Source organism: Klebsiella sp. GG_Kp173, from assembly GCF_040062415.1.
Taxonomy (GTDB): domain Bacteria; phylum Pseudomonadota; class Gammaproteobacteria; order Enterobacterales; family Enterobacteriaceae; genus Klebsiella; species Klebsiella quasipneumoniae.
Genome location: NZ_JBEAFZ010000026.1, coordinates 36,944 through 61,820, shown reverse-complemented (window position 1 = coordinate 61,820; position 24,877 = coordinate 36,944). Strand labels below are relative to the sequence as shown.

Sequence of the window (24,877 nt, the reverse complement as noted above, 5' to 3'; positions counted from 1 at the left end):
CACTGCAGAAATCGCATCACTACGGAGTCAACGATTATTGGTCCCTATGCCGGTAATTGTACCAGCGGAAATTTATAACCAGTTTAACGGGGTAAGGGAGGACCACCAGCTGTGTAAAAGGTGTAATGACGGACTGCGTGGTGGCTGTTCGTCTTGTTCATATAGTGGCAGATAACCGGTTGCAGCCGGTTTAGTGGAGAACAACTCATGAGCGATCGCTTCCTGACTGATGAAGAACTGACAGAGGCCACGGGTTCGCCCCAAAAGTCACTGCAGAAAGAGGTATTAACGCAGAACGGGATCTTTTTTATTGAACGCCGGGACGGAGCAATCAAAACGACCTGGTTTCATATTAACCATCCCGTACAGCGCATACTTCCACCAGCAGGCCATATGCCTACTCCAGGCATGAACTTTGACGCTGTAGAGAGATAATATGGGCCGCAAAAGAGCGCCTGGTAATGAGTGGATGCCGAAGGGTGTGTTTTTCCGCCCTTCCGGTTACTACTGGAAGCCAGGAGGTACTACCGAGAATCTAGCCCCAGCAAACGCTTCTAAAGCGGAGGTTTGGTTAGCTTACGAGAAAGTCGTTGAAGGTCGAAAGAAACTACTCACCTTTCAACAATTGTGGAAAAAATTTTTAAATAGTGCTGACTATGCAGACCTTGCCCCCAGGACACAAAAAGATTACCTGGCACATGAAAAATACTTGTTAGCGGTTTTCGGCGATGCAGAGGCAAAGGCCATTAAACCTGAACACGTCCGGCGCTACATGGATGCACGTGGTAAAAGAAGCCGTGTTCAAGCTAATCACGAGCATAGTTCAATGTCTCGTGTATACCGCTGGGGTTATCAGCGTGGTTATGTACCAGGTAATCCGTGTGTTGGTGTCGATAAGTTTCCTAAACCCCAGCGCGACCGCTACATAACCGATGAAGAGTACATCGCTATCTTCACTCATGCGACGCCTGCAGTTAAAGCCGCGATGGAAATTGCGTATCTTTGCGCTGCAAGGGTATCTGATGTTCTTAAAATGAACTGGAATCAGATTCTTGATAAAGGAATTTTCATACAGCAAGGTAAAACTGGTATTAAACAGATCAAAGCCTGGACTGCGCGTCTTAGTGCGGCTGTGGATATTTGCAGGGAATGGGGACAGGATGGCCCTGTTATCAGGACAATGTATGGTGAGCGTTATTCATACAAGGGATTTAATGAAGCATGGAGAAAAGCGAGAAACGCGGCTTCTGAAGAACTTGGTAGGCCACTTGATTGCACCTTCCATGATCTAAAGGCTAAAGGGATCTCAGACTATGAAGGATCTGGCAGGGATAAGCAAAAATTCAGTGGTCATAAGACAGAATCACAGGTACTTGTTTACGACAGGAAAGTTAAAATCAGCCCGACTTTGAACAAGAAAATGAGATGATTCTTTGGCGTCGGAGCATGCTTCGGCGCTAGAATTTTTCTCAGTGGATTTTCTCAATTTTTCTCATCGGGATGCAGGTCACTGAAAGGGAATGCTGTAAGTGTTTGAATAGTGGCGGAGAGAGGGGGATTTGAACCCCCGGTAGAGTTGCCCCTACTCCGGTTTTCGAGACCGGTCCGTTCAGCCGCTCCGGCATCTCTCCGCTGTTGTGGTTGCTATAATGCCAGGATCTTTGGCATTTTAATAGCTCCCGTTTCGGTAATCGTGTTCAAGTGACGACTTTGCGAGCAATATGATGTTTAAATGGCCCTGGAAAGCAGATGATGAGTCCGGCAACGCAGAGATGCCCTGGGAGCAAGCGCTTGCCATTCCGGTTTTAGCCCACCTTTCGCCCGCTGAGCAGCATAAGCTGACGCAGATGGCTGGCCGTTTCCTACAGCAAAAACGTCTGGTAGCGCTTCAGGGACTGGAGCTGACTCCGCTGCATCAGGCGCGGATAGCTATGCTCTTTTGCCTGCCGGTACTTGAGCTGGGGATAGAGTGGCTGGACGGTTTTCATGAAGTGCTGATCTACCCTGCCCCGTTTGTCGTGGATGATGAATGGGAGGATGATATTGGCCTGGTCCACAACCAGCGGGTGGTGCAATCGGGGCAAAGCTGGCAGCAGGGTCCCGTGGTGCTGAACTGGCTGGATATTCAGGACTCTTTTGATGCGTCAGGCTTTAACCTTGTGGTGCATGAGGTAGCGCATAAGCTCGATACGCGGAATGGCGATCGGGCCAGCGGGGTGCCGCTGATCCCACTGCGCGAAGTCGCCGGTTGGGAGCACGATCTCCACGCGGCGATGAACAACATTCAGGATGAGATAGATCTGGTGGGGGAAAGCGCAGCCAGCATTGACGCCTATGCCGCCACCGATCCCGCTGAGTGCTTTGCCGTCCTATCGGAATATTTTTTCAGCGCGCCTGAACTGTTCGCGCCCCGCTTCCCGGCCCTGTGGCAGCGTTTTTGCCATTTTTACCGCCAGGATCCGCTGGCGCGCAGACGGGAGAATGGCCTGCAGGACGAAGACGATCGGCGCACTGTTCACTAAAACAACGTGTTGAGCTAAATTTAGCCATTTGAATCAGCAGGTTAATTTTAGTGTTGACACAAAAATGCCGGGCCAGTAGTATGCGCCTCGTTCACACGATTCCTCTGTAGTTCAGTCGGTAGAACGGCGGACTGTTAATCCGTATGTCACTGGTTCGAGTCCAGTCAGAGGAGCCAAATTTAAAAAGCCTGCTTTTAAGCAGGCTTTTTGCTTTTCGGGTCCCGCCGGGCCGCCATCCCGCATCAAGGCTTAACTTTTTCCACCGCTACAAACTTCCCTGCGCCGCTGTGGCGCTGATATTCACCGGCATGCCGGAGCGGCGCTGCAGGGTTTGCTCGGCCTGCGAAGAACTCACTCCCGGCCCCTGAGTAAACTCGCGCAGCGCCGAGGTCATCGGCAACGGGACTTTTCTGTCGGATTCAAACTCCGCGCGGTTGCGCGACAGCGGCTCGTGCACCTCCAGCCAGTGGCTGCCGTCCGGCTCCACGCTGTACTTCACCGGCTGATCGATGAGCTGGACGCGCGTTCCCACCGGGACGTTATCAAACAGGAATTTAATGTCGTCATTACGCAGGCGGATGCATCCCTGGCTGACGCGCAACCCGATACCAAAGTTGGCATTGGTGCCGTGGATGGCGTACAGCCTGCCGATATAGATCGCATACAGCCCCATCGGATTATCGGGCCCGGGGGGCACCATCGCCGGCAGCGTTTTGCCCTCTTTCGCATACTCGCGGCGGGTATTGGCGGTCGGTACCCAGGTGGGTCCCTCCTGCTTGCGCTCTACCGCCGTCACCCAGTTACGCGGCGTTTCGCGTCCCGCCTGACCAATGCCGATTGGCAGGACTTCCACGCTATTGCCCAGCGGCGGGTAATAATAGAGACGCATCTCGGCGACGTTGATGACGATCCCCTCCCGCACGGTGTCAGGCAGGATCAGCTGTTGCGGAATGGTCAGCGTCGATCCGGAGTGCGGCAAATAGACATCGACGCCGGGGTTAGCTTCCAGCATATTGCTCAACCCCTGGCCGTACTGGGCGGCAAAACTTTCCAGTGGTTGAGTGTTATTCTCCGGCACGGCAATGGTAAATGCGCTGCCCACCAGACGGCTCCCCTCCGGCGGCAGCGGATAGCTAACGGCCAGTGCGCTGTGGCTGGCGAGCAGCATCAGCGCCGAACAAAGTAATTTCACACGCCGCATCGTCATTTTCCCTTCCTCAGTCGCGACTCTCGTGTGTGAATTATAGCGGTATTTCCTCTCCCCGATCCGCTGGCCAGCATTTCCTTAAATCTGATAGTCGATAGCGGCCTCTTCCGGCTCCATCGCCTGGCGCTTGATCTCATCCAGCGACAGTCCGGCATTGCACAATTCGATAAAGCGCCAGACGTAATTACGCTGCAGCTGGCCCCGCTTCAGTCCCAGCCACACGGTATTGGCATCAAACAGATGGCGGGTATCGAGGCGCGTAAAGGTGTCCGCTTCGCGGGCATCCCCGGACTGCTCGGCGACCAGCCCGACGCCCAGCCCCAGCTCGACGTAGGTCTTGATGACATCGGAATCCTGGGCGCTCAGCACAATATCCGGCATCAGCCCTTTGCGGTTGAAGGCCTCATCGATCCGCGAACGGCCGGTGATCCCCTGGCGATAGGTGATTAACGGCCAGCGGGCAATCGCCTCCAGCGTCAGAGGAGACACCTGGGTCAGGGGATGGTCTTTGGGTACCAGCAGGCTGTGATGCCAGCGGAACCAGGGGAAAGCCGCCAGCGTAGGATCGTTGCTCAGACGCTCGCTGGCGATGCCGATATCCGCCCCGCCGTTATGCAACAGCGCTTCAATTTCCTGCGGGGTGCCCTGCACCAGCTCGACGCGAACGTCGGAGAACAGCTCGCGGAAGGCTTTAATCACCGGGGGCAGGCTGTAGCGCGCCTGGGTGTGAGTGGTGGCGATGGTTAAGACGCCGGAGGCATCATTAGTAAAGAGATCCGCCAGCCGCCGGACGTTGCTGGCTTCATTGAGGATCCGCTCGGCAATGGATAACAGCGCTTTACCCGGCTCGGTCATGCCTAACAGGCGTTTGCCGCGACGGATAAAGATCTCAATCCCCAGCTCCTCTTCCAGTTCCCGGATATGGCGGCTGACGCCTGACTGCGAGGTATAGAGCATATTCGCGACTTCCGTCAGGTTGTAATCCTGACGGGCCGCCTCACGGATAATTTTCAGTTGCTGGAAGTTCACCCTTTCCTCCGGGCCAATGGACTTAACGTATCTGCTATTGTTAAAGTCTGTTGTCCCGGGTAACAAATAATAAAAACCAGCAACTTATTCCTTAAGAGAATATAGCCTAACTCACCAGCTGCAGTTCACGGTTCTCCAGCGATGGACGGCTCACCAGAGACAGCAGGATCTCCTTCACCGCCTGCGCCTGCGGCGACAAACCGCCGCGCGCCGACATGTTCAACGACAGCGACAGGCTCATTGACGGCGTGCTAATCCGCGCCATCCAACCGTTCGCCGCGCCGCACAGGGAGCGGGCAGCGGATTCCGGCAGGACCGTCGCCCCCATGCCGCTGGCGATGGCCGCGGTCAGGGTGGTAATGGATTCAATCTCGCCGATAATTTTCGCCGACAGACGACGCAGGGTGAACGCTTCGGTGACCCGCGCCCGTACCGCGCTGTAATCGCGCGGCAGAAACAGGTTCATCTCCGCCACCGCCGTGAGGTCCACGCTCTGCCCCGGGCAATCGCGGGTACCGACCAGGTAGAGATCTTCTTTCAGCAGCGGCTGGCTGACGATGCCGGCCACCGGTGAACGCTCATACAGCACCGCCATATCCAGCTGGCCCGCCAGCAGCTTGTCATTCAGCGCCGTGCCGCTGCTCTCCTGCAGATAGACCATCACCTCGGGCAGTTCATTACGCACCGTCTGCAGCAACGGCATAGTAATGGCAGAGGCCGCCGTGCCCGGCGCCAGGCCGATCGAGACCTGGCCACGCAGCGTCTGACCGACGTTATTGACCGCCAGCTGCGCCTGCTCACACTGGCGCAGGATGGTCCGCGCATGGGTATACAGGATTTTACCGGCTTCCGTTGGCGTGACCCCTCGCTTAGTGCGTATCAGCAGCTGCTGGTCCATTTCACCTTCCAGGGTCGCGACCTGCTGGCTGAGGGCCGGTTGGGCGATGTGCAAGACTTCAGCGGCCTGGGTCAGACTGCCGATATCGACGATTTTCACAAAATATTTCAGTCGTCTTAAGTTCATTTTGCCTCCTGTAAGGAACGCCAGCGTCAACGCTGGAAGTATGATGAAACTGGTTTTGCAATTTGCTTGCCAGCTTTTCATTTCCGCTGCCGCTGCCCGCCACAGGCGGTGTTATAAGGGATAGTGATAGCAATCCGGTTTTTATTTGCCCGGTAAGCAGATTGTGGTATGCCCCATTAGGGGTACATTCGCACTACAACGGTGCAATCTGCTGAAAAAAACAGCGCACGAGTGAGGGTTGCTGAAATTGTCAGCAGTCGAACGCAATTCTTTGAATCAGGCTTTGACAAGGCCGGGTGGCATCGTTAATATGCGCCCCGTTCACACGATTCCTCTGTAGTTCAGTCGGTAGAACGGCGGACTGTTAATCCGTATGTCACTGGTTCGAGTCCAGTCAGAGGAGCCAAATTTAAAAAAGCCTGCTTTCGAGCAGGCTTTTTGCTTTTCCGCGCCAGCTGCGCGGCCGGAGGGCGAAGGCTCCCCTCCAGCAATGGCGCCCCTAGCGCAAACTCTCTTCCTTCAGGTCTATCTCCCGCAGCACCTCATAAAAGGTGATATCGCTAATGTTGTGAGCGCGACGCAGCCGGAACAGCTCCTGACGCTGGGCGATAATGACCTCTCTTTGCATATATTTCTCCAGCCTGGCGCGCTTCGCCAGCTCCAGCCCGACGTCCTGCCCTTCGTCATTGTCGTTATAGTGAAGCCGACGCTGGTAGGTTTCCAGCAGCATATTGCCGGCATCCGCCCGCAGGGCCTGCTCAGTGGGATCCTCCACCGGCTCGTCGAGTAGCGCATTTAGCCGGTTGATGGCCACTTCGGTCATGACGGCGCCAATATCGTCCTTGCCGGTGTCATGGGGTAAATCATCGGCAAGATAGCGGGTCATGAACGGCAGACCGATAGCCGCCACCACCAGCGACATCAGGATCACCGCCATTGAAAGAAAGATCAGCAGTTCGCGGCCCGGGAATGGTGAACCATCCGCCAGCACCGCCGGCAGCGTCAGAATACCGGCGAGCGTCACGGAGCCTTTAACCCCCGCCAGCGCCATGACGGCGAGGATGCTGAATCGCGGACGGACGGTGATGGCCTTGCCCCGGCGTTTACGGCGAAAAATGGTCAGCGTCATCGACAGCCATACCCAGGCGAAACGCATCAGACCGAGCGCGAGAGTGATGGCCACGGCGTACAGCAGCAGATACCAGGGCGAAGGGACGCCGGCCTGGCTGGCTACCGCCGGCAACGTCCTGAGCATGCGGGGCAACTGCTCGCCCAGCATCAGGAAGATCATCCCATTGAGGGTAGTCTGCAGCATGGACCACACCGCGCTGCTTTTCATGCGCGTCGCGGGAAGCCGTGGCCCCGACAGCTGCTCATAGTGCATCGCAATGCCGGCGGCGACGGCGGCAAGAATGCCGGAGACATGGAACGCCTCGGCCAGCAGGTAGGCGGCGAAGGGGATAAGCAGGCTGATCAGGATCTGGATGGCCGGCTCCTCGCGGGTGCGCCGCACCAGAAAGTTATTACATTTGCCGGTGACCCACACCACCACGAGCCCACTGAGGATACCCCCGAACGCCATCAGGAAAAACTTCATCACCGCCTCTCCCGGTGAGAAGCTGCCGGTCAGCACCGCGGCGATGGCAAAATTAAAAGCGACGAGACCCGAAGCATCGTTTAACAGCGACTCCCCTTCTAGGATATGCGCCATCCGGGAAGGCAGCGGCGAGCTGGCGGTCATTGCCGATACCGCCACCGGATCGGTGGGTGACAGAATCGCCGCCAGGGCGAACCCCGCCGCCACGGTAATCGCCGGAATAAGCCAGTGAATAAACAGGCCAATACCGAGGATAGTCACCATCACCAGGCCTATCGCCAGCGACAGAATCGGCTTCATATCGCGGAAAAACGCGTCTTTCGGGATCCGCCAGCCATCAAGGAAAAGCAGCGGCGGGATAAACAACAGCAAAAAGATGTGCGGATCGAAATCGACCTGAAAACCACCGGCGGCCAGCGCGGCGCCCGCCGCAATCTGGATCAACGGCAGCGGCACTTTAACGGGCAGAAGATGGGAAATGAACACCGTCACCACGATGGCCATGATAAAGACCAGCACAATAGCGATTAGCGACATTCCTCCCCTCCTTTGACGGCAATATTCATTCTGTACATCAGGCTGTTATTCCTTTTTCGCAGGTGTGGTTTCAGCGGCGGGTTATTTATCCAGACGCCGATAATAAAGGACAGGCTTTCCTGTCTGGCGGCGTGTTTATTTAAACTGAGGTGGCAACCGGCGCCCATTCAGGGGGGACAATGTGTTTTATCATGCCGGCATTGTCAATCCGCTATGGTCTGCAAATCATCGTCAGCCCGGCAATATAATCTCTACCATTCATCCTTATCATTCCGTGGCGACCAGAGAGATATATGGTCAGCGGAATAGCCTCAGCGGATTGATATTCTCTGTCGTAACGGCCCGATATCCATGCATTAGCCATTATTGATAATCCGCGTTGCCTTTCATAAGCCGAATGCCTCGAAATCCCGCCCTTCGCTGCCATACATTGCTTGCCCCATACCAGGATTGGGGGTACCCTGACAAACAATTAAACCACACGGTCTAAATGATGAATTCCGCTATCTCCGCCAACCTGAAGCCCCGCCGCGGCCGACCGCCAAAGGCCGATCGGCAGTTTGTCGACACCCGCCAGGCGCTGATTCGCTCGGGCCTGGAGGTGCTGACCGAAACGGGCTATCTCGCGGCGGGGATTGATGCGGTAATCAAGAATATCGCCGTGCCAAAGGGGTCGTTTTACCACTGTTTCAAAAGCAAGGAGGCCTTTGGCCTCGCCGTGCTTGCCGCCTATGGCGACTACTTTGCGCATAAATTAGATAAATTCCTGCTGGACGACGCCGTGCCGCCGCTGGAACGGATGGCGGCCTTCGTGCGAGATGCCGGTCAGGGAATGGAGAAATACCAGTTTCGTCGCGGCTGTCTGGTAGGCAACCTGCTGCAGGAAGCTCCGCTGTTGCCCGAGGCATTTACCCAGCGGTTGCAGGCCATCCTGGCGGCATGGGAGGCGCGCGTGGCCCGCTGCCTGCACGAGGCGCAGGCTGCCGGGGCGATCGCCAGCGACACCTCACCGGAGGCGCTGGCCCAGGTGTTCTGGATCGGCTGGGAAGGCGCGGTGATGCGCGCCAGGCTGGTCCAGTCCGCCGCTCCCCTTAACCAGTACTGGGATTTCTTTGCGCACAATATGATGACAATAACACCTGCACAGGACGGCGATAGCGCCGATAACTCCCTTCAGACGAGGAATACTCAGTCATGAAAGCATTAGTTCTGGACCAGATTGACAACCGCACCGTGGCCGCCGTCAAAGCGATTGACCTGCCTGCCCTTGCCGAAGGCGACGTGCGGGTCGCCATCGACTGGTCGAGTCTCAACTATAAAGATGCCCTGGCGATCACCGGCAAAGGCAAAATCATCCGCCAGTTCCCGATGGTGCCGGGGATTGATTTTGCCGGCAGGGTAAGTGAAAGCCGCGATCCGCGCTTTGTTCCCGGCCAGGCCGTGATCCTCACCGGCTGGGGCGTGGGCGAAAACCACTGGGGCGGTCTGGCCACCGAGGCCTGTGTCAAAGGCGACTGGCTGGTTGCCCTGCCGGAGGCACTCAGCGCGCGCCAGGCGATGATCATCGGCACCGCCGGCTTTACCGCAATGCTGTGCGTCGATGCCCTCGTCAGTGCGGGCATCACCCCGGAAAGCGGTGATATCCTGGTCACCGGCGCCAGCGGCGGGGTCGGCAGCACCGCCGTGGTACTGCTGAAAGCGCTCGGCTACCGGGTGACAGCCGTATCGGGCCGCGAGTCGACGCACGATTACCTTCGGCAGCTCGGCGCCGACGCCATCCTGCCGCGCAGCGACTTCGCAGAGACCCGCCCGCTGGAGAAACAGCTGTGGGCGGGCGCGGTGGATACCGTTGGCGGCACGATGCTGGCTAAAGTGCTGGCGCAAACGCAATATCGCGGCTGCGTCGCCGCCTGCGGTCTGGCCGGGGGCTTCGATCTGCCGACCACCGTAATGCCGTTTATTCTGCGCAATGTGCGTCTGCAGGGGGTGGATTCGGTGATGGTGCCCACCGCAGAACGCGACGCGGTCTGGCAGCGTCTGGCCCAGCTGCTGCCGGAAGGCTACTACCAGCAGGCAGCCACCGAAATCACGCTGGAGCAGGCGCCAGCGTATGCCGCAGATTTCCTCAGCAACAATATTCATGGCCGCACGCTGGTCAACATCGGCCAGTAATTCTCTCCTCCCGGCGCCCCATGGCGCCGGTCCCCGGGGCGATCCTGACATATCATTTCCTTCCCCACGGGATTATGATGACGCGAACGAATGGCTTTGCGAGTGGTAAAGAACGTAAATGGATGTCATAAGCATCATTATGGCGGCGGGCAAATCGTCCGTTGACGTCGCGCTGTATACGCTGTTGCCGATCATGGTGATCATGCTGATTATCATGAAATATCTGGAGGTCCGCGGCATCCTCGATGTGATTGTGCGCTGGGTTGCGCCATTGCTGAAGCCCTTCGGCTTAACCGGGATGAGCGCCTTCGCCCTGATCCAGATTAACTTTGTCAGCTTCGCCGCCCCGCTGGCCACGCTGTCCATTATGGACAAACGCGGCGTTTCTGACCGGCAAATGGCCGCCACGCTGGCCATGGTCTTCGCCATGGGGCAAGGCAACGTCTTCTATCCCCTCACCCCTTTCGGCCTCCACTGGCTGGCCTCGATCGTTATCTCAGTGGTCGGCGGCCTGTGCGCGGCGGCAGTCGCCTGGCACGTCACCGGACGGCGCTTATCGGTCGCCGAGAATCCTCGCGCGGAAGCGCTGCCCAACGCCGAGCAGAACAGTCAGGGCATTCTGGCGGTGATCAATAGCGCCGGCTCCGACGCCATCCGCCTGGCGCTCGGCGCGGTGCCGATGCTGATCCTGTCGTTAACCATCGTCGGACTGCTTCAGGGCGCTGGCGCCATCGACCTGCTGCAGCAGCTGCTGAAACCGGTGCTCGGCTGGCTGCACATTCCGCAGAACTTTGTGCTGCCGGCGCTGGTGAAGTGCGTCGCCGGAGGCACCGCTTACTTTGGCGTCATTTCCGAGCTGATCCAGCAGGGCAAAGTCACCGTCAGCCAGGTCAACGCCTCGGCAGGCCTGCTGATCCAGACCTTCGATCTGCCCGGAATCGGTATTTTCCTCGGCATCAGCTCACGGTTTGTCCGCCTGTTTCGCTTCGTGGTTCCCGCGGCGATCGTCGGTATTCTGCTGCGCACCGTCCTGCACCTGATCCTCTTTTAACGCCTCCGAGCTGGCCTGCGCCTTCAGGCAGGCCACTACCGCCGCCTGTTCGCCGCAGGCGATATGCTCATCGACGCGCGCCAGCATCCACGGAAAGAAAGGATTAGAGGTGACGCGCATTAACGTCTCCAGCCCCACGCTCAGCGTTCCGGTTTCTCCACGCAGTGAAATGGTGCCCAGGCTAATGCCGTAGCGGTTCTTCTCGTCCGGCTCGCGGCCATACAGCGAGTCGCTCAGGGGAAACGGCACCGCCACATGCGACAGGGAGTACATATCCGCCGGCCAGGCAAGGTGTAGAGGATAACGATGCTCTTCCCGTTCCTGGGCCAGCGTAGTGCGGGCGACGGTCTGCAGCGTGTGCGCCGTCGCGTTGGTCACCACCGTGGTGGTATAGGCCCTCGGCGCCGGCGGCAGCAGCGTATTCACCGCCGCATAGAGCGCGGGACGGAACAGGACACGGAGATCCGCCGCCTGGTTTATGTCGAACACCACCAGCTCACTGCCGTTGTCCGGCAGGTAGCGATACAGGGACTCCACCACCGCCCGGGTGCTGACGGTGGAATCCATCACCGACTGAAAGGTGAGGACTGGTGGCAGCGCTTTCAGCTCCCCCTGACGGGACGCACGAATAATCTGCTGCTGCAGCGCCTGGCTTAACAGCCAGGACTGTCTCGCCGCTTTTACCGGAAAAGAGTTGTACTTGAACGGGTTAAATTCAGGCGCCACGTTTAGCCAGGCCGCGCGGGCAAACGCCGGGAAGATGGACGGCAGCCCGGCGAGACCGGCAAAACGGGCAAACGCCGTCACGCCGATCATCGGCGACAGCAGGATAATCTGCTGCGGCTGGCGTAAATGGCTGTCCTCCAGGCTATCGAGGGCATACTTGAGCGCCAGCGCGCCGCCGTTAGAGTAGCCGACCAGATGCAGCGGCACGTCCGCCCCGGCCAGGCGCGTCGCTTCGCGCACCGCCAGACGCGTTGCCGCCAGCCAGGTCTCCCAGTCAACGGCGGTTAACGCCCCCGGCGCGGTGCCATGGCCCGGCAAACGCGGCGCCACCGCCACATAACCCCGCTGCCGCCAGAGTTGCGCCAGATAGCGCACGCTGTAGGGCGAATCGGTCAGGCCATGGAGCAGCACCACGCTGCCGCGCGGTTTTCCCTGCGGCAATAGTACAAAAGAGCGATTCCAGTCCTGCGTAAACTGTCCCGGCCAGACCCGGCTGTGGCGATAAAAGCGGTTGACTGGGGTTTTATCTTCTTCCGGCAAGGCCTCTGTCACCTCACGCTGAAGATCGGCGAAAATCGTTTTCTCCCGCGCCAGATACTGGGCAAAGTTCGCCTGGTCGATCTCTTTGGCCGTCATCTCGTTGCCATGCCAGGTATGCCAGGAATGCAGCGCGGGGCCGCGCTGGGACTCATAGATCCGTCCGGCGAGAAACACCACCAGCAGCGCCAGCACCGCAACGATCCCTTTTTTTAACAGTGAGCCAATAACGGCGCCTGACGTTCGCCAGTGGCGTAAAACATGCTTCATGACGCTCTCTCTATTATTTTTCGCATAGCCGAACTCAGCTGCCCTATTCCTGACAGGCTATTTTCACTGTCTGCTTCTCAGCATAGTCATCGGCTCCGGCAAATTAAACCCGGCAGATCATTCATGTTCAGCGAAAAAAAGCCTACCGCTGAGATCAACGTTAGGTCGCCTATTTTTAAACACTGTATAAACCAAGGGGATAATCTTATTGTCAGGCCTTCAGGAAACATGAATTATCGGCAGGGATGTGATCAGGACAGGAAGATATAGATGGAGTGGTGGGTAAAAAAAGTGAGAAAAAATTCAATGACCAGCCCCTGCTGCGTCGTGCTTCAGAGCGGTACATTAGCGATGATTGCTGAAATTGAAGCCTGTCGCCTTCACCTGCAGGAAGGCGATAAACTTACTCCGCTGGCCGATGCGCGTTATTGTCTGAATAATAACCCGACACAGACGTTGAAGATCCTCAAAGCAACCCATTATAGCAGTGAGCGCTGGGCAAACGCCGGCAAATAAATCGGGTCCGCCCCCTTTGCCAGAGATGATCTGGGTCTCTTCGCATCTGACAGATAAATTCCCCTTCGCCCTTTTCACGCTGTGACATACTATCGGGAATGTCAGCAGACCTGAAACAAGGAGCGAATCATGAATAACAAGGCCGCCAGTCTGACCCCGGAACAAGCGCTTGCCGAGCTGGAAGCGCGCTATGAAGCCTCGGTCACGGCATTACGCAAAGCCATCGGCGACTATATCGACCATAATACGCTCCCCGATACCGAAGCCCGCGCGGAAGGTCTTTTTGTCTATCCGCAGCTCTCGGTCTCCTGGGACGGCGCCGATCATAAAGCCCTCAAAACGCGCGCCTGGGGACGTTTCACCCATGCAGGGTGCTATACCACCACCATCACCAATCCAAAACTGTTCCGCCACTATTTGCTGGAACAGCTGACCCTGCTGTATCAGGACTATGGCGCGCATATCAGCGTCGAGCTGTCGCAGCATGAGATCCCCTATCCTTACGTGATAGATGGTTCCACCCTGACACTCGACCGCTCGATGAGCGCCGGTCTGACGCGCTATTTCCCTACCACCGAGCTGTCGCAGATTGGCGATGAGACCGCAGACGGCCTGTTCCATCCTACCGAGTTCTATCCGCTGTCGCACTTTGACGCCCGCCGCGTCGATTTTTCGCTGGCGCGTCTGCGGCACTATACCGGCACGCCGGCGGAACACTTCCAGCCCTACGTGCTGTTCACCAACTATACCCGCTACGTGGATGAGTTCGTCAGCTGGGGCTGCAGCCAGATCCTCGATCCCGACAGCCCCTATATCGCTCTCTCCTGCGCCGGCGGGATCTGGATCACCGCCGAAACCGAAGCGCCGGAGCAGGCCATTTCCGATCTGGCGTGGAAGAAGCACCAGATGCCGGCCTGGCATTTGATCACCCACGACGGCAAAGGGATCACGCTGATTAATATTGGCGTCGGCCCGGCCAACGCCAAAACCATCTGCGACCACCTGGCGGTGCTGCGCCCGGATGTCTGGCTGATGATCGGCCACTGCGGCGGCCTGCGCGAAAGCCAGGCCATCGGCGACTATGTGCTGGCCCACGCCTATCTGCGCGACGACCATGTACTGGATGCGGTGCTGCCGCCGGATATTCCAATCCCCAGCATTGCCGAAGTGCAGCGCGCCCTGTACGACGCCACCAAGCAGGTGAGCGGGATGCCGGGCGAGGAGGTGAAGCAGCGGCTGCGTACCGGGACGGTGGTCACCACCGACGACCGTAACTGGGAGCTGCGCTATTCCGCTTCCGCGCTGCGCTTTAATCTCAGCCGCGCGGTGGCTATCGATATGGAGAGCGCGACCATCGCCGCCCAGGGCTATCGCTTTCGCGTCCCCTACGGCACGCTGCTCTGCGTCTCGGACAAACCGCTGCACGGTGAGATCAAACTCCCCGGTCAGGCCAACCGCTTCTATGAGGGGGCCATCTCTGAGCATCTGCAGATCGGCATCCGGGCTATCGACCTGCTGCGCGCCGAGGGGGATCACATGCACTCGCGTAAGCTACGCACCTTCAACGAACCGCCGTTCCGCTAACCGGTGACGTGGGAATAAAGAGGAAAACGCTGGCGTTCCCCGCAGGGGAGCGTCGGCGCTCGGGTGAGCGAAACAAACGTCCCGGCGGTGACTCCAGATTTTTCGTCCGCAAGGAAACAGGCAGACAGAAAAGCAAAAAGCCTGCTCGAAAGCAGGCTTTTTTAAATTTGGCTCCTCTGACTGGACTCGAACCAGTGACATACGGATTAACAGTCCGCCGTTCTACCGACTGAACTACAGAGGAATCGTGTGAACGGGGCGAATATTAACGGTGACGCCGGACGCTGTAAAGCCTGTTTTTAATAAAATGAATCGTTTGCCGAATTATTCCTCACTTTGCGCAAAAAATGGCGTTTATCCGGCAAACGGATCAGGTTTCCGGCGTTGAGGCCTTAACCCGCGGGTACTTCCACAGCCAGCGACCGCTCACCATGCGGAAGTAAAACAGCACGCCGCGCACGGCCCAGTCGAGCACCATCCCTAACCAGACGCCGATCACCCCCATCCCCAGCACGATGCCCAGCGTATAGCCCGCCACCACCCGACAGCCCCACATGCCGAGCATCGACACCCACATGGTATAGCGTACGTCACGGGCGCCTTTGAAGGCGCAGGGTAAAGTCCACGACAGCGACCAGATCGGCATAAACAGGGCGTTGAGCCACAGCAGCTGCTTCACCACCTCTTTTACATCCTCTTCATGGGTATAGAAAGAGGCGATAAAGCCCGCGAACGGGGCGCTGCCCCAGGCAATCAGCGTCAGAATAATGGTCGACAGCCAGAACACATGCCAGGCCTGGAATTCCGCCTGACCAATCTGCCCTTTCCCCAGCCGCTTGCCGGTGATGATCGTCGAGGCGGAGCCGAGGGCGTTGCCCGGCAGGTTAATCAGCGACGCCACCGAAAAAGCAATGAAGTTGCCGGCGATAACGTTGGTGCCCATCCCGGCGACGAACATCTGGGTCAGCAGCTTACCGCCATTGAACAGAACCGATTCGATACTGGCCGGGATGCCGATCCCCATCACCTCCCAGATAATGGCGAAGTTAAAGGGTTTGAAGTAGCCTTTCAGCGACAGCCGCAGCGCGGGATTGAGGCCCACCATCAGCACCCAGATAGTGGCGATGGCGCCAATATAGCGGGCAATGGTCAGCCCGAGACCGGCGCCGACAAAGCCCAGCCCCGGCCAGGAGAAGAGGCCATAGATGAGCACGCTGCTGATTAGGATATTGAGGATGTTCATCCCGCCGTTGATCAACAGCGGGATTTTAGTGGTACCGGCCCCGCGCAGCGCCCCGCTGCCGATCAGCGCAATCGCCGCCGCCGGATAGCTCAGCACCGTCAGCTCGAGATAGGTCAGCGCCAGGTCCTTGACCTGCGGGGTGGCATCGCCGGCGACAAAATTAATAATTTCCTGACCAAAGGCGTGGATCACCCCCGCCAGCACAATGGAAAACAGGGTCATAATGGCCAGCGACTGGCGCGCGGCCGCTCTCGCTCGCCGCCGATCTCGCTTGCCGAGGCTAAAGGCCACCACCACCGTGGTACCCAGATCGATGGCGGCAAAGAACGACATGATCACCATGTTAAAGCTATCGGCCAGACCCACCCCGGCCATGGCCTCTTTTCCCAGCCAGCTGACAAGGAAGGTGCTCAACACCCCCATCAACAATACGCAGGCATTTTCCAGCAGAATGGGCACAGCGAGGGGGCTGATTTCGCGCCAGTACAGCACACGATAACGCTGACGTTTTTTAAACCAGGATGTCCGTTCGACTGCCTGGCGTACGGCGGAGGTGACGTTCAAGAGAGACCTTAGTGAGAGATGTTGAAACAACATTTCAAATGATGATCGAGAAATGGATATCCTGCAAAGTATTTTTCCGTAATAATTGTCGGAAATGACAACAAATTGTTGATGGAAGCGGCAGTTGCACCTGAACGGACGAATTGATGTTTGACAAAAGATTTTTCGCCGCTAAGATACGACTCCACACGATTCCTCTGTAGTTCAGTCGGTAGAACGGCGGACTGTTAATCCGTATGTCACTGGTTCGAGTCCAGTCAGAGGAGCCACATTTAAGAAGCCTGCTTTCGAGCAGGCTTTTTGCTTTTCTGCGTCTCTGGCCTTAACGCAGAATCGCATCCAGCCCGGCAAGCACCTCATTGACAACGGCGACAGGTATGCGTTTCAGACGCTTGCCTTTCGCTACCGCCGCCCTACGCCCCAGGTATCCTCCATGAACACGTCTCCGCTCAGCCTGAAAAAGCGCCCGGCGGTAGGATGATTTTGCTGACGCTTGCGGGTGAGATAGCGTGAATGAATCACTCTGTCCCATGTCTTGTAAGGAGGCGCCATGAACCTCAGACAACAGCAGCAGCAGGCGTTTGACCGCAGCGGTCAGCCGCTTATCGTCGGCGACGTCAACCACTGTCCACTGCCGCCGGAGACCCTCGCCGCGCTGGGTCCGGATTCCCCCTATGTGGCGCAGGTATACGGTTCGGGTCTGACCGGCGAGGTTTACCGGCTGCGCATCGCCGGCAAGGAGTATAATTTAAAGAAACGACGCGCCGTCGCCGGCGTTGCCAATCTTAACGGCCAGCTGTCGTTTTTGAATGAGGTACAGCGCCGACAGGCGTTGCAACGGCTGAAGGATGACCCAAATACCGCACCGCGCTTCACCCACATCGTCCCAACGCTGTATGCCGATTATCGCCTCGGCATCCTGCTCTCCCCCTGGATCGATGGCGAGCCGATTCACCAGCTGACCCCGCCGCTTATCGCCCAGCTGTTCACCACGCTGGAAGCCTGCGAGGAGCAGGGGCTGATGGAGTGGGATCTCTGTAGCGGGAACCTGTTGGTGGACCGGGAGGAGCAGCTGTGGCTGTTCGATTTTGGCTATATGTATCCCTTCGACCCGCTGAAAGAATTCAACAGCAACGGTCTGGCCGATCCCCTGTTTCACTTTGTCGAGCGCTTTGAGACCCGCTTCTTTTTTAGCTGGCTGATGACCCGGGTGCCCGATGCCGAACAGCAGCTGGCGCAGTATCGCGAGATGAAGCGGCTGGCCGTCGAAAGCTACCGGCGCAAGCTGGTCTGGCTTCGCGCCCGGCGGGCAGCCCCGCAGGTGCAGGCTCATTTTCAGCAGATAACGACGCGCTGGGAGACGGCGCTGGCTGACCCTGCCGCGCTGCGCCGCTTGTTCGCCCTGGAAGCCTTCCGCTCCCATGTGCTGGATATTGAAGACGACCTGCATGGCCAGTCCTGCACCTTGCTCACCCTGCAACGTATCGACTGGGTGATAGGCCAGCTGGAACAGCATTATCGCTTTATCGCCGACGAAGGCGGCCTGTTTTACGACAACGCTGGGAAATCGCAGCAGGCGCTACTCGGTGACTATGCGCAGAAGCGGCAGCAGGCGCAGCAGTACCTGCTCAATGCCGCCGCGGCAAAGGATTAACGGCGTTCGCGCCCCTGTTTCTGCTTCGCCTGATACATCAGGCGGTCGGCGGTGGCCACCAGCGCGTTGAGACTGGGATGGCTGGCGGGATCGTACTCGACGCAGCCCCAGGAGAACGCCAGCTGCCAGGGGTGAGCCGCCTGTTGATTGAAACGCGCTACGTTGTGGCTGAGCGTCTCCATTGCCGCCGCGGCATCGTGACGGCTGGTATTGGCGAACAGAATAATAAACTCATCGCCTCCCTGCCTGGCGAGGATATCGGATTCACGGAAGGCGCTTTTCATCAAATCGGCGATGGCGATCAGCGCGCGATCGCCCTCTTCATGCCCCCAGGTATCGTTGATGTGCTTAAAGCGATCGAGGTCGACAAACGCCAGGCTCACCGGCTCATGGCGGCGCTGGGCCGTCAACAGGGCATACTCGGCGAGGGTGAGGAATCCCCGGCGGTTAAACAGTCCCGTCAGCTCATCGGAGGTTGCCGCATCCAGCACCTTGAACTCATCCTCCACGATCGCCGCCAGATCGCTTAAGATCTGTATTTCATGCGCGGAGAACGAACGCGGCTGATGGTCCATCAGACAAAAAGACCCCACCGTCGCGCCATCCGGCAGCTGAACCGGGTACCCGGCGTAAAAGCGGATAAACGGCGCCTGAATCACCAGCGGATTGTCGTGAAAACGCTCGTCCTGCTGCATGTCGTTAACGATAAGCGGGTCGGTTTGCAAAATGGTATGGGCGCAAAATGAAATATCTCTCGGCACCGTGTCCACATCCAGACCGGCACAGGATTTGATGTGCAGCAGATCTTCCCCTACCAGGCTGATGGAGGCCACCGGCAGGTTATACAGCGAACGGGCAAGCCTGGTCAGGCGATCAAAGCGTTCTTCTTTTCCGCTATTCAACAGCCCGGAAGAGCGAAGCGATTGCAGGCGACGCTGCTCGTCGGGATGAAGTCCGGCTAATTTCATTGTCTCTCTCTTGTCTCTTGCGCAGAATTCCACCGGGCTTCCGACAGGAAACCCGGTGTTTTATCCTGCCAGGGGAAAAATAGTCGTCAGGTATCCCATGAGTTAAGCAGATTTCCCCTGCTCGTCAACCGGCGCGCCCCGGCGACTGGCGGCCAGGGCGCTGGCGGAAGGCCATTGACGGCTTTCCGCCCGGCGAAAGGGAAGATCAGGCGCGGATAAACGCCAGCAGGTCGGCGTTGATGGTATCGGCGTGAGAAGTGTGCATCCCGTGCGGGAAGCCAGGATAAATGATCAGCTGGCTGTTGGGCAGCAGCTGGTCCTGCAGGATAGCGGCATTTTTATAGGGAACGACCTGATCGTCATCCCCCTGCATAACCAGCACCGGCAGCGTAATCGACTTAAGATCTTCGGTCTGGTCGGTTTCTGAAAACGCCTTGATGCCTTCATAATGGGCTTTGGCGCTGCCGATCATCCCCTGTCGCCACCAGTTCTGGATCGTCCCCTGCGACACCTCCGCCCCGTCACGATTGAAGCCATAGAACGGGCCAGAGGCGACGTCGAGATAGAACTGGGCGCGGTTAGCCGCCAGCGCTTTGCGGAAACCGTCAAACACCTCGATCGGCGTGCCGCCAGGATTCTGTTCGGTCTTGACCATCAGGGGCGGGACGGCGCTGATGAGCACCGCCTTCGCCACCCGCCCCTGCGGCTGACCGTAGCGGGCCACGTAGCGGGCGACCTGGCCACCGCCGGTAGAGTGTCCAACATGGACCGCATTGTGCAGATCCAGATGCTCCACTACCGCCGAGACGTCTGCCGCATAATGGTCCATATCATGCCCCTCGCTGACCTGATCGGAGCGGCCATGGCCCCGGCGGTCGATAGCGATGACCCGAAAACCTTCGGCAAGGAAAAACAACATCTGGTTATCCCAATCGTCGGCGCTTAACGGCCAGCCGTGATGGAAAACAATCGGCTGAGCTTCCTTTGGACCCCAGTCTTTGAAGTAAATATTGACGCCGTCTTGGGTGGTGACAAATGCCATGTTACAGACTCCTCTCTCAGGATAACCAGCCTGCAGGCCCGTGCCTGGGCTGAATGCCGACGGCGGCCGGCTGAGATGCCAGCCGCGCAGGAATGTGATGCCAGTAACAGTGTAGAAGAAATTTATCACCCCGCCGGACGACTTATCCCGTCTCGCTTGATCGGCTCGCTCAAGCCCAGCAAGCGCCAGCGGCTACGCCGCACTCTCCTGCTGACGGATCCGCACAATCAGCGCGCCGAGCAGCGCCCAGTCCAGCAGCACGGCGAAGGCAAAGCACACGCCGTCGCGTCCTGCCCCGGCGGTGTGCCAGGTCAGCAGCGTCGCCGCGATGGCGACAGCCACGCTCAGCGCCGTGGCGCCGCTGACGCGGCTACCCGACAGTGCCGCCCGTCCCGCGGCAACGCGCCAGGCGACAGCCGCCCCCGCGCTGCCGAACGTCACGCCGGGGAGCAGCGCCGGCCAGGCCTGGCCGCCATACCACGCCACCAGCGCCAGCAGCCAGCCGGCCGCCGACAGCAGGAAAGCCCAGCGCGTCGCCGCCAGGGGCGCCCGATAGAGCCTGGGCTGCGCGCGCGCGAATCCCCATCCGGCGCCGAAGGCCGCGCTCAGGAGCGCCAGCAGACCCAGCGTGCCGCTCGCCCCGATAACGGGGGCCATGATTAACAGCAAGGCCCCGGCGGCGAAGAGCACGCTGAGAGCGATGGCGCGGCCGCGCGGGTCGATGGTTCCCGCCGCGTCCGCGGCGGCATGGTGGTGTAAAACGTGCATATTCAGCTCCTGACACCGTAAACGACATGAAAATAACTCATGCCATTGTCTTTACATGCCCGTAGCCTATCGCCACTATACACGGACACACAAACGCATAGTTTTCAGCCATAGATGAGAAAAACTCAGCCATGAGAACACCCCGCCTGCCGCCGCTGGGCGCCCTGCGCGCATTTCACGCCGTCGCCCGCCAGCGTAGTTTTAAACTGGCCGCCGGGGCGCTCGGCGTCAGCGCGACGGCGGTCAGCCATCAGATTAAACTGCTGGAATCAGTCCTGGAGTGCCGGGTCTGCGAGCGCAGCGCGCAGGGCGTCAGCCTGACCGCCGACGGCGAGATCCTCTACGCCGCCACCCAGCGCGCCTTCAGCGCTCTGGAACAGGCCGTTGTGCAGATAGCCCAGGCCCGCCAGCCGCCATCCTTAACCGTCACCACCACCTCCAATTTTCTCACCCACTGGCTGGTGCCACGGCTGGCGGACTTCACCGCCCGCTTTCCGGCTATCGACCTGCGTCTGCACACCAGCGTCGAACGGGTAGATCTGCATCTGGGCACGGTGGACGCCGCGATTCGCTATCGCGAAACGCCCGAGCCGGATCTGTGCTGTACGCTGCTGCATGAGGATCGCTTTATCGTGGTCGCCAGCCCGACGCTGGCCCTCAGTCGGCCTGACGATCTGGCGCAAGTGACGCTATTTCACGTCGCCAACCGGCACGTACCGGCGGATTCGCCGAGCTGGGAGAACTGGCGTCGCCGCTATGGACCGCCGACGCTGAATATTGACGCGGGGTTAACTTTTAGCGATGAAACCCATGCCCTGCAGGCGGCGGTGGCTGGCCAGGGGGCGGTGATCGCCAGCGAACTGCTGGCGCGGGATCTGCTGCAGCGCGGAGTGTTATCCGCGCCATTCAGCAGCGCGTTACCTGGCGCCAGCTACTACCTGGTCACCACCGAGGCGGCAGCGCAGCGGGCGGATATTATCGCGCTGCGGGAGTGGCTGGTGGGGCAGATGGCCTCGGGCGACAGCGGCCAGCCAGCAGCGGGATAGCGGCCTTACCAGCCGCAAACGTTGGTCTCTTCGTCGGACTCATAGCCGCGGACGATATTGATCAGCTCCTTCACCGCATCGGCCGCGGTGAGCGGGTCGCGCAGCGCCGCCAGCGAGGAAAAGCTTTTATCGACCGAGACGCCGTTATTGTTATTGGTGACCGTCAGCACAAACTCCCCCTCTAAATTGTCGTCCGGCAGATCGCTCAGCAGTCCATTAACGGCCTCCACCGCCTGCTGCGGAATATACAATGCCATCGGTTTGAGGAATATTTTTTCTTGTTTCCGCTGAAGGCGGCCATTCTCTACCGCTAAGGTATAACCTTTATTTTCACTGTTCATGCTTTTAGCCCTCGATAAGAATATTCGGATCAACATAGAAGTCGACATTAAATACCGTGTCCTCCGACAGGGCCTCAATGCAGTGCCATTTTTCCGGCGGAAAAACGCCAAACTGGCCGGCTTCAATGGTCAGGGTTTCAACCGGCTCGGGGCTGCTCTCATCGGCATAGCCGAGATAGCGGATCGCCCCCTGCATCACCGACAGCCGGGGATAGACCCCCTGGCGGGTGCCAGCGTCCAGATGGCGGCGCCAGATAGAGGCCGGCGCGGTCTCCTTTGTCCACAGCGGCGTGCTGCGGGTATGAACGTAATGGGTGGGAATAATAATTCGCTGCATGATTGCACCTCACTTTACCGTCGCACAGGATACGGTCAGAAATAATCGATATGATGCATATCATATACCTCTTTCAAAGGGGAAGGATATTATTTTGCTGGTGAATTTTACCTCTACTCCTTTTTATACCCCTCAGGGATTAACGCTTTGATAAAATAAAAAAGGCGATTACAGTGTCCTGAAATCGCCCCGCAATAATTATGTTAAGCCGTTTACATTTAAATTAGCGCAGCGGACTCGGTTTGCCGATTAAATAGCCCTGCACCAGGTCGCAGCCCAGCGCCTGCAGCGAGGCCAACTGCTCTTCGGTCTCCACGCCTTCAGCCACAATACGCATATGCAGGCTCTTTCCCATGCTGATAATCAGGCGCACGATATCCAGATCGTCTTTTTGCTCCGGAATATTAATAACAAACGAGCGGTCGATTTTGATTTTGTCGAACGGGAAGTAGCTTAAACGTGACAACGAAGAATAGCCGGTACCGAAGTCATCGATGGAGATTTGAATGCCCTGCTCTCGCAGCTGGCTGAGAATTTCCAGCGAACGGGTGTTCTCATTGAACACGTCCGACTCGGTGATCTCCAGATCCAACCGTCGCGGGTCGAGGCCAGTCTGCTGCAATACGCTGATAATGGTGTCGGTCAGCGAGGTGTTCATCAGCTGAATCGGCGAAACGTTGACCGAGACCTTGAGCGGCGTCGCCCAGCTGGCCGCTTCGGCACAGGCGGTTTTCAGCACCCACTCGCCGAGGGCATTGATAAGGCCGATTTTCTCTGCCACCGGGATAAACACCGTCGGCGGCACGGCGCCGCGCACCGGATGGAACCAGCGAACCAGCGCTTCGTAGCCGTAGATTTCGCGCGTGACGGTATCGGCGATCGGCTGGTAGTAGACTTTGAATTCGTCATGGGACAGGGCCTGCAGCAGATCGTCTTCAAACGATTTATTCTCCTGCAGACGCTGCAGCATCCCCGGCCGGAAGATTTGTACATGGCCGCTGCCCTCTTTTTTCGCCTCATACAGCGCGAGGTCGGCACACTTGTACAGATAATCGGTCCGGCTTTCGCCATCAGAGATCACGATCCCGATGCAGGCGTCGATATTAATCTGCGCATCGTAGATCTGATAGGGCTGGCTGATCTTCTCCCGGATAACATTGGCCCGCTCGAGGGCCATCTCTTCGGTGAGATCGTAAGAGAGCATCGCGAACTCATCGCCGCCGAGGCGATACAGCGTCTCAGAGGTTTTACGGAAAAAAGAGAGGCGGCTGGCCAGATCCTGCAGCAGCTTATCGCCGGCGTCATGGCCGAGGGTATCGTTTACATCCTTAAAGCTGTCGAGGTCAAAAAGCATCACCACGGCGCATCCGTTATAGGGACGCACCTGATTGACGATCTCCTGCAGACGCTGCCAGAAAGAGAGACGGTTTGGCATACCGGTCAGCGAATCATGGTAGGCGTCGTACTGCAGACGACGGTTCTGCACCTGCAGCTTCTCTTTCGAGGCCTGCAGATCGTTGGCCAGGGTTTTCATACGAACGTGGGCGCGCCGCAGATTATTATTCTGCCGCAGCATCAGCAGCCCGAGGGTAATACACATGGCGATCAGCAAAATGGAGATCACCGAGTAGATATAATAGAGATGCTGAATTTTATCATGGGTGATATTAACGATATTAATATCTTGCGTCAGCGTGGCGGCCGCCATTGAGGTCAGTGGACCATCCAGCTCGCTTAACACCGGCAGGATCGCTTTAACCTGTGCCGGCGTCATGGTGTCAACTTGTTTATCAAGCAAATGGAGATTGCGGATCAGCGTGGCGACCACCGCCTTCCGCTGTTCGCTTTTATTAATAAAGCGACCCAGATCGCCCTGCTGCAGAAGTTCGATCTGGCTCATCATGATCTCGAGGCGCAGGCGCACCTCATCGTGGTCCGCCCCTTCGGCCCCAATCGCCATGCCCGCCAGACGAGACTCCAGTCGCATATATTCCGATACCATCTGCGACATTGACCACGAGTCCGTATAGCGGGTAAATTTTTGCAACTCACTTTGTCGCTCATGCACCAGATAAGTAATATATCCAGTAACAATAAACAACGACAAAATAATAGCCGTGAGTATTCGATTCAAGATCCAAC

The 24,877-nt window shown here is 58.0% G+C and carries 21 protein-coding genes, 5 tRNA genes and 1 pseudogene; 13 read left to right on the top strand and 14 right to left on the bottom strand.

The window, feature by feature from the left end; genetic code table 11:
* Window positions 1-207: 207 nt before the first annotated feature.
* Complete coding sequence (locus tag ABLU50_RS14025) at window positions 208-435, top strand: DUF4224 domain-containing protein (RefSeq protein WP_004184757.1); 228 nt, start codon at window positions 208-210, stop codon at window positions 433-435.
* A gap of 1 nt (window position 436) precedes the next feature.
* Window positions 437-1,429 (top strand): tyrosine-type recombinase/integrase, encoded by a 993-nt coding sequence (locus ABLU50_RS14020; protein WP_087832135.1) that lies wholly within the window; start codon window positions 437-439, stop codon window positions 1,427-1,429.
* Window positions 1,430-1,541: 112 nt separating this feature from the next.
* Here the strand turns inward: ABLU50_RS14020 and ABLU50_RS14015 are convergent.
* A tRNA-Ser gene (locus tag ABLU50_RS14015) sits at window positions 1,542-1,631 on the bottom strand.
* A 90-nt stretch (window positions 1,632-1,721) separates the two neighbouring features.
* Here ABLU50_RS14015 and mtfA point away from each other — a divergent pair.
* On the top strand, window positions 1,722-2,522 hold the full coding sequence (gene mtfA / locus ABLU50_RS14010) for a DgsA anti-repressor MtfA (RefSeq protein ID WP_072140495.1): 801 nt from the start codon (window positions 1,722-1,724) through the stop codon (window positions 2,520-2,522).
* A 100-nt stretch (window positions 2,523-2,622) separates the two neighbouring features.
* Window positions 2,623-2,698: transfer RNA gene (locus tag ABLU50_RS14005), tRNA-Asn, on the top strand.
* Between the two features lie 89 nt (window positions 2,699-2,787).
* Here the strand turns inward: ABLU50_RS14005 and ldtA are convergent.
* From ldtA to nac, 3 genes are all read right to left on the bottom strand, one after another.
* On the bottom strand, window positions 2,788-3,729 hold the full coding sequence (gene ldtA, locus ABLU50_RS14000) for a L,D-transpeptidase (RefSeq protein WP_072206877.1): 942 nt from the start codon (window positions 3,727-3,729) through the stop codon (window positions 2,788-2,790).
* A gap of 78 nt (window positions 3,730-3,807) precedes the next feature.
* Window positions 3,808-4,758 carry an HTH-type transcriptional regulator Cbl gene (gene cbl, locus ABLU50_RS13995; RefSeq protein WP_004180456.1) on the bottom strand — a complete coding sequence of 317 codons (951 nt, stop codon included), beginning with the start codon at window positions 4,756-4,758 and terminating at the stop codon, window positions 3,808-3,810.
* Between the two features lie 106 nt (window positions 4,759-4,864).
* Window positions 4,865-5,782, bottom strand: coding sequence for a nitrogen assimilation transcriptional regulator NAC (gene nac, locus ABLU50_RS13990; RefSeq protein WP_004203498.1), 918 nt, complete (start codon window positions 5,780-5,782; stop codon window positions 4,865-4,867).
* A 330-nt stretch (window positions 5,783-6,112) separates the two neighbouring features.
* On the opposite strand from nac, the gene ABLU50_RS13985 reads away from it, so the two are divergent.
* Window positions 6,113-6,188, top strand: a tRNA-Asn gene (locus ABLU50_RS13985).
* 93 nt (window positions 6,189-6,281) lie between these two features.
* Here ABLU50_RS13985 and ABLU50_RS13980 read toward each other — a convergent pair.
* Complete coding sequence (locus ABLU50_RS13980; protein WP_004203499.1) at window positions 6,282-7,916, bottom strand: Na+/H+ antiporter; 1,635 nt, start codon at window positions 7,914-7,916, stop codon at window positions 6,282-6,284.
* A gap of 493 nt (window positions 7,917-8,409) precedes the next feature.
* Between ABLU50_RS13980 and ABLU50_RS13975 the strand changes: the two are divergent.
* The 3 genes and pseudogenes from ABLU50_RS13975 (at window position 8,410) to ABLU50_RS13965 (ending at window position 11,139) form a co-directional block, all read left to right on the top strand.
* Window positions 8,410-9,235 (top strand): annotated as a pseudogene (locus ABLU50_RS13975) (TetR/AcrR family transcriptional regulator).
* On the top strand, window positions 9,174-10,088 hold the full coding sequence (locus ABLU50_RS13970) for an MDR family oxidoreductase (RefSeq protein WP_223171745.1): 915 nt from the start codon (window positions 9,174-9,176) through the stop codon (window positions 10,086-10,088). Before ABLU50_RS13975 ends, ABLU50_RS13970 begins: the two are co-directional and overlap by 62 nt.
* A gap of 118 nt (window positions 10,089-10,206) precedes the next feature.
* Window positions 10,207-11,139 (top strand): nucleoside recognition domain-containing protein, encoded by a 933-nt coding sequence (locus ABLU50_RS13965; protein WP_023318652.1) that lies wholly within the window; start codon window positions 10,207-10,209, stop codon window positions 11,137-11,139.
* On the opposite strand, the gene ABLU50_RS13960 is transcribed toward ABLU50_RS13965, so the two are convergent.
* Window positions 11,050-12,672, bottom strand: coding sequence for an alpha/beta hydrolase (locus ABLU50_RS13960; protein ID WP_087832134.1), 1,623 nt, complete (start codon window positions 12,670-12,672; stop codon window positions 11,050-11,052). The genes ABLU50_RS13965 and ABLU50_RS13960 overlap by 90 nt on opposite strands.
* Window positions 12,673-12,942: 270 nt before the next feature.
* Here ABLU50_RS13960 and pmrD point away from each other — a divergent pair, with 270 nt between their 5' ends.
* Window positions 12,943-13,188: a signal transduction protein PmrD gene (pmrD, locus tag ABLU50_RS13955; protein ID WP_004203504.1), complete on the top strand. Its 246-nt coding sequence runs from the start codon at window positions 12,943-12,945 to the stop codon at window positions 13,186-13,188.
* A gap of 129 nt (window positions 13,189-13,317) precedes the next feature.
* Entirely contained in the window at window positions 13,318-14,772 is a 1,455-nt protein-coding gene (locus ABLU50_RS13950) for an AMP nucleosidase (protein ID WP_004203506.1), read from the top strand.
* Between the two features lie 168 nt (window positions 14,773-14,940).
* Here ABLU50_RS13950 and ABLU50_RS13945 read toward each other — a convergent pair.
* Window positions 14,941-15,016 (bottom strand) — tRNA-Asn (locus ABLU50_RS13945).
* A 126-nt stretch (window positions 15,017-15,142) separates the two neighbouring features.
* Window positions 15,143-16,579: an EmmdR/YeeO family multidrug/toxin efflux MATE transporter gene (locus ABLU50_RS13940; protein ID WP_004203508.1), complete on the bottom strand. Its 1,437-nt coding sequence runs from the start codon at window positions 16,577-16,579 to the stop codon at window positions 15,143-15,145.
* A gap of 193 nt (window positions 16,580-16,772) precedes the next feature.
* Here ABLU50_RS13940 and ABLU50_RS13935 point away from each other — a divergent pair.
* Window positions 16,773-16,848 (top strand) — tRNA-Asn (locus ABLU50_RS13935).
* A gap of 281 nt (window positions 16,849-17,129) precedes the next feature.
* Window positions 17,130-18,233, top strand: coding sequence for an AarF/UbiB family protein (locus tag ABLU50_RS13930; RefSeq protein ID WP_064149672.1), 1,104 nt, complete (start codon window positions 17,130-17,132; stop codon window positions 18,231-18,233).
* Here ABLU50_RS13930 and ABLU50_RS13925 read toward each other — a convergent pair.
* The 3 genes from ABLU50_RS13925 to ABLU50_RS13915 form a co-directional block, all read right to left on the bottom strand.
* Window positions 18,230-19,201 carry a sensor domain-containing diguanylate cyclase gene (locus ABLU50_RS13925; RefSeq protein ID WP_004203513.1) on the bottom strand — a complete coding sequence of 324 codons (972 nt, stop codon included), beginning with the start codon at window positions 19,199-19,201 and terminating at the stop codon, window positions 18,230-18,232. The genes ABLU50_RS13930 and ABLU50_RS13925 overlap by 4 nt on opposite strands.
* A 205-nt stretch (window positions 19,202-19,406) precedes the next feature.
* On the bottom strand, window positions 19,407-20,243 hold the full coding sequence (locus tag ABLU50_RS13920; RefSeq protein WP_004203515.1) for an alpha/beta hydrolase: 837 nt from the start codon (window positions 20,241-20,243) through the stop codon (window positions 19,407-19,409).
* A 192-nt stretch (window positions 20,244-20,435) separates the two neighbouring features.
* Window positions 20,436-21,011, bottom strand: coding sequence for a hypothetical protein (locus ABLU50_RS13915; protein WP_087832133.1), 576 nt, complete (start codon window positions 21,009-21,011; stop codon window positions 20,436-20,438).
* A gap of 131 nt (window positions 21,012-21,142) precedes the next feature.
* On the opposite strand from ABLU50_RS13915, the gene ABLU50_RS13910 reads away from it, so the two are divergent.
* On the top strand, window positions 21,143-22,057 hold the full coding sequence (locus ABLU50_RS13910; RefSeq protein ID WP_087832132.1) for a LysR substrate-binding domain-containing protein: 915 nt from the start codon (window positions 21,143-21,145) through the stop codon (window positions 22,055-22,057).
* A 5-nt stretch (window positions 22,058-22,062) separates the two neighbouring features.
* Here the strand turns inward: ABLU50_RS13910 and ABLU50_RS13905 are convergent, their stop codons facing one another.
* The 3 genes from ABLU50_RS13905 to ABLU50_RS13895 all read right to left on the bottom strand — a co-directional run bounded on the left by ABLU50_RS13905 (window position 22,063) and on the right by ABLU50_RS13895 (window position 24,869).
* Window positions 22,063-22,398, bottom strand: a complete 336-nt coding sequence (locus ABLU50_RS13905) for a DUF1869 domain-containing protein (protein WP_069603149.1) — start codon at window positions 22,396-22,398, stop codon at window positions 22,063-22,065.
* 4 nt (window positions 22,399-22,402) lie between these two features.
* Window positions 22,403-22,735 (bottom strand): DUF1971 domain-containing protein, encoded by a 333-nt coding sequence (locus ABLU50_RS13900; protein WP_004203524.1) that lies wholly within the window; start codon window positions 22,733-22,735, stop codon window positions 22,403-22,405.
* Between the two features lie 223 nt (window positions 22,736-22,958).
* A complete protein-coding gene (locus tag ABLU50_RS13895; RefSeq protein WP_062914128.1) occupies window positions 22,959-24,869 on the bottom strand; it encodes an EAL domain-containing protein in 1,911 nt (636 codons plus the stop codon).
* Window positions 24,870-24,877: the final 8 nt, after the last annotated feature.

Bases quoted from the DNA above. Each gene is read 5' to 3' on its own strand.
- ABLU50_RS14025 (WP_004184757.1), top strand. From the start codon at position 208: ATGAGCGATCGCTTCCTGACTGATGAAGAACTGACAGAGGCCACGGGT.
- ABLU50_RS14020 (WP_087832135.1), top strand. From the start codon at position 437: ATGGGCCGCAAAAGAGCGCCTGGTAATGAGTGGATGCCGAAGGGTGTG.
- mtfA (WP_072140495.1), top strand. From the start codon at position 1,722: ATGATGTTTAAATGGCCCTGGAAAGCAGATGATGAGTCCGGCAACGCA.
- ldtA (WP_072206877.1), bottom strand. From the start codon at position 3,729: ATGACGATGCGGCGTGTGAAATTACTTTGTTCGGCGCTGATGCTGCTC.
- nac (WP_004203498.1), bottom strand. From the start codon at position 5,782: ATGAACTTAAGACGACTGAAATATTTTGTGAAAATCGTCGATATCGGC.
- ABLU50_RS13980 (WP_004203499.1), bottom strand. From the start codon at position 7,916: ATGTCGCTAATCGCTATTGTGCTGGTCTTTATCATGGCCATCGTGGTG.
- ABLU50_RS13965 (WP_023318652.1), top strand. From the start codon at position 10,207: ATGGATGTCATAAGCATCATTATGGCGGCGGGCAAATCGTCCGTTGAC.
- ABLU50_RS13960 (WP_087832134.1), bottom strand. From the start codon at position 12,672: ATGAAGCATGTTTTACGCCACTGGCGAACGTCAGGCGCCGTTATTGGC.
- pmrD (WP_004203504.1), top strand. From the start codon at position 12,943: ATGGAGTGGTGGGTAAAAAAAGTGAGAAAAAATTCAATGACCAGCCCC.
- ABLU50_RS13950 (WP_004203506.1), top strand. From the start codon at position 13,318: ATGAATAACAAGGCCGCCAGTCTGACCCCGGAACAAGCGCTTGCCGAG.
- ABLU50_RS13930 (WP_064149672.1), top strand. From the start codon at position 17,130: ATGAACCTCAGACAACAGCAGCAGCAGGCGTTTGACCGCAGCGGTCAG.
- ABLU50_RS13925 (WP_004203513.1), bottom strand. From the start codon at position 19,201: ATGAAATTAGCCGGACTTCATCCCGACGAGCAGCGTCGCCTGCAATCG.
- ABLU50_RS13920 (WP_004203515.1), bottom strand. From the start codon at position 20,243: ATGGCATTTGTCACCACCCAAGACGGCGTCAATATTTACTTCAAAGAC.
- ABLU50_RS13915 (WP_087832133.1), bottom strand. From the start codon at position 21,011: ATGCACGTTTTACACCACCATGCCGCCGCGGACGCGGCGGGAACCATC.
- ABLU50_RS13910 (WP_087832132.1), top strand. From the start codon at position 21,143: ATGAGAACACCCCGCCTGCCGCCGCTGGGCGCCCTGCGCGCATTTCAC.
- ABLU50_RS13905 (WP_069603149.1), bottom strand. From the start codon at position 22,398: ATGAACAGTGAAAATAAAGGTTATACCTTAGCGGTAGAGAATGGCCGC.
- ABLU50_RS13900 (WP_004203524.1), bottom strand. From the start codon at position 22,735: ATGCAGCGAATTATTATTCCCACCCATTACGTTCATACCCGCAGCACG.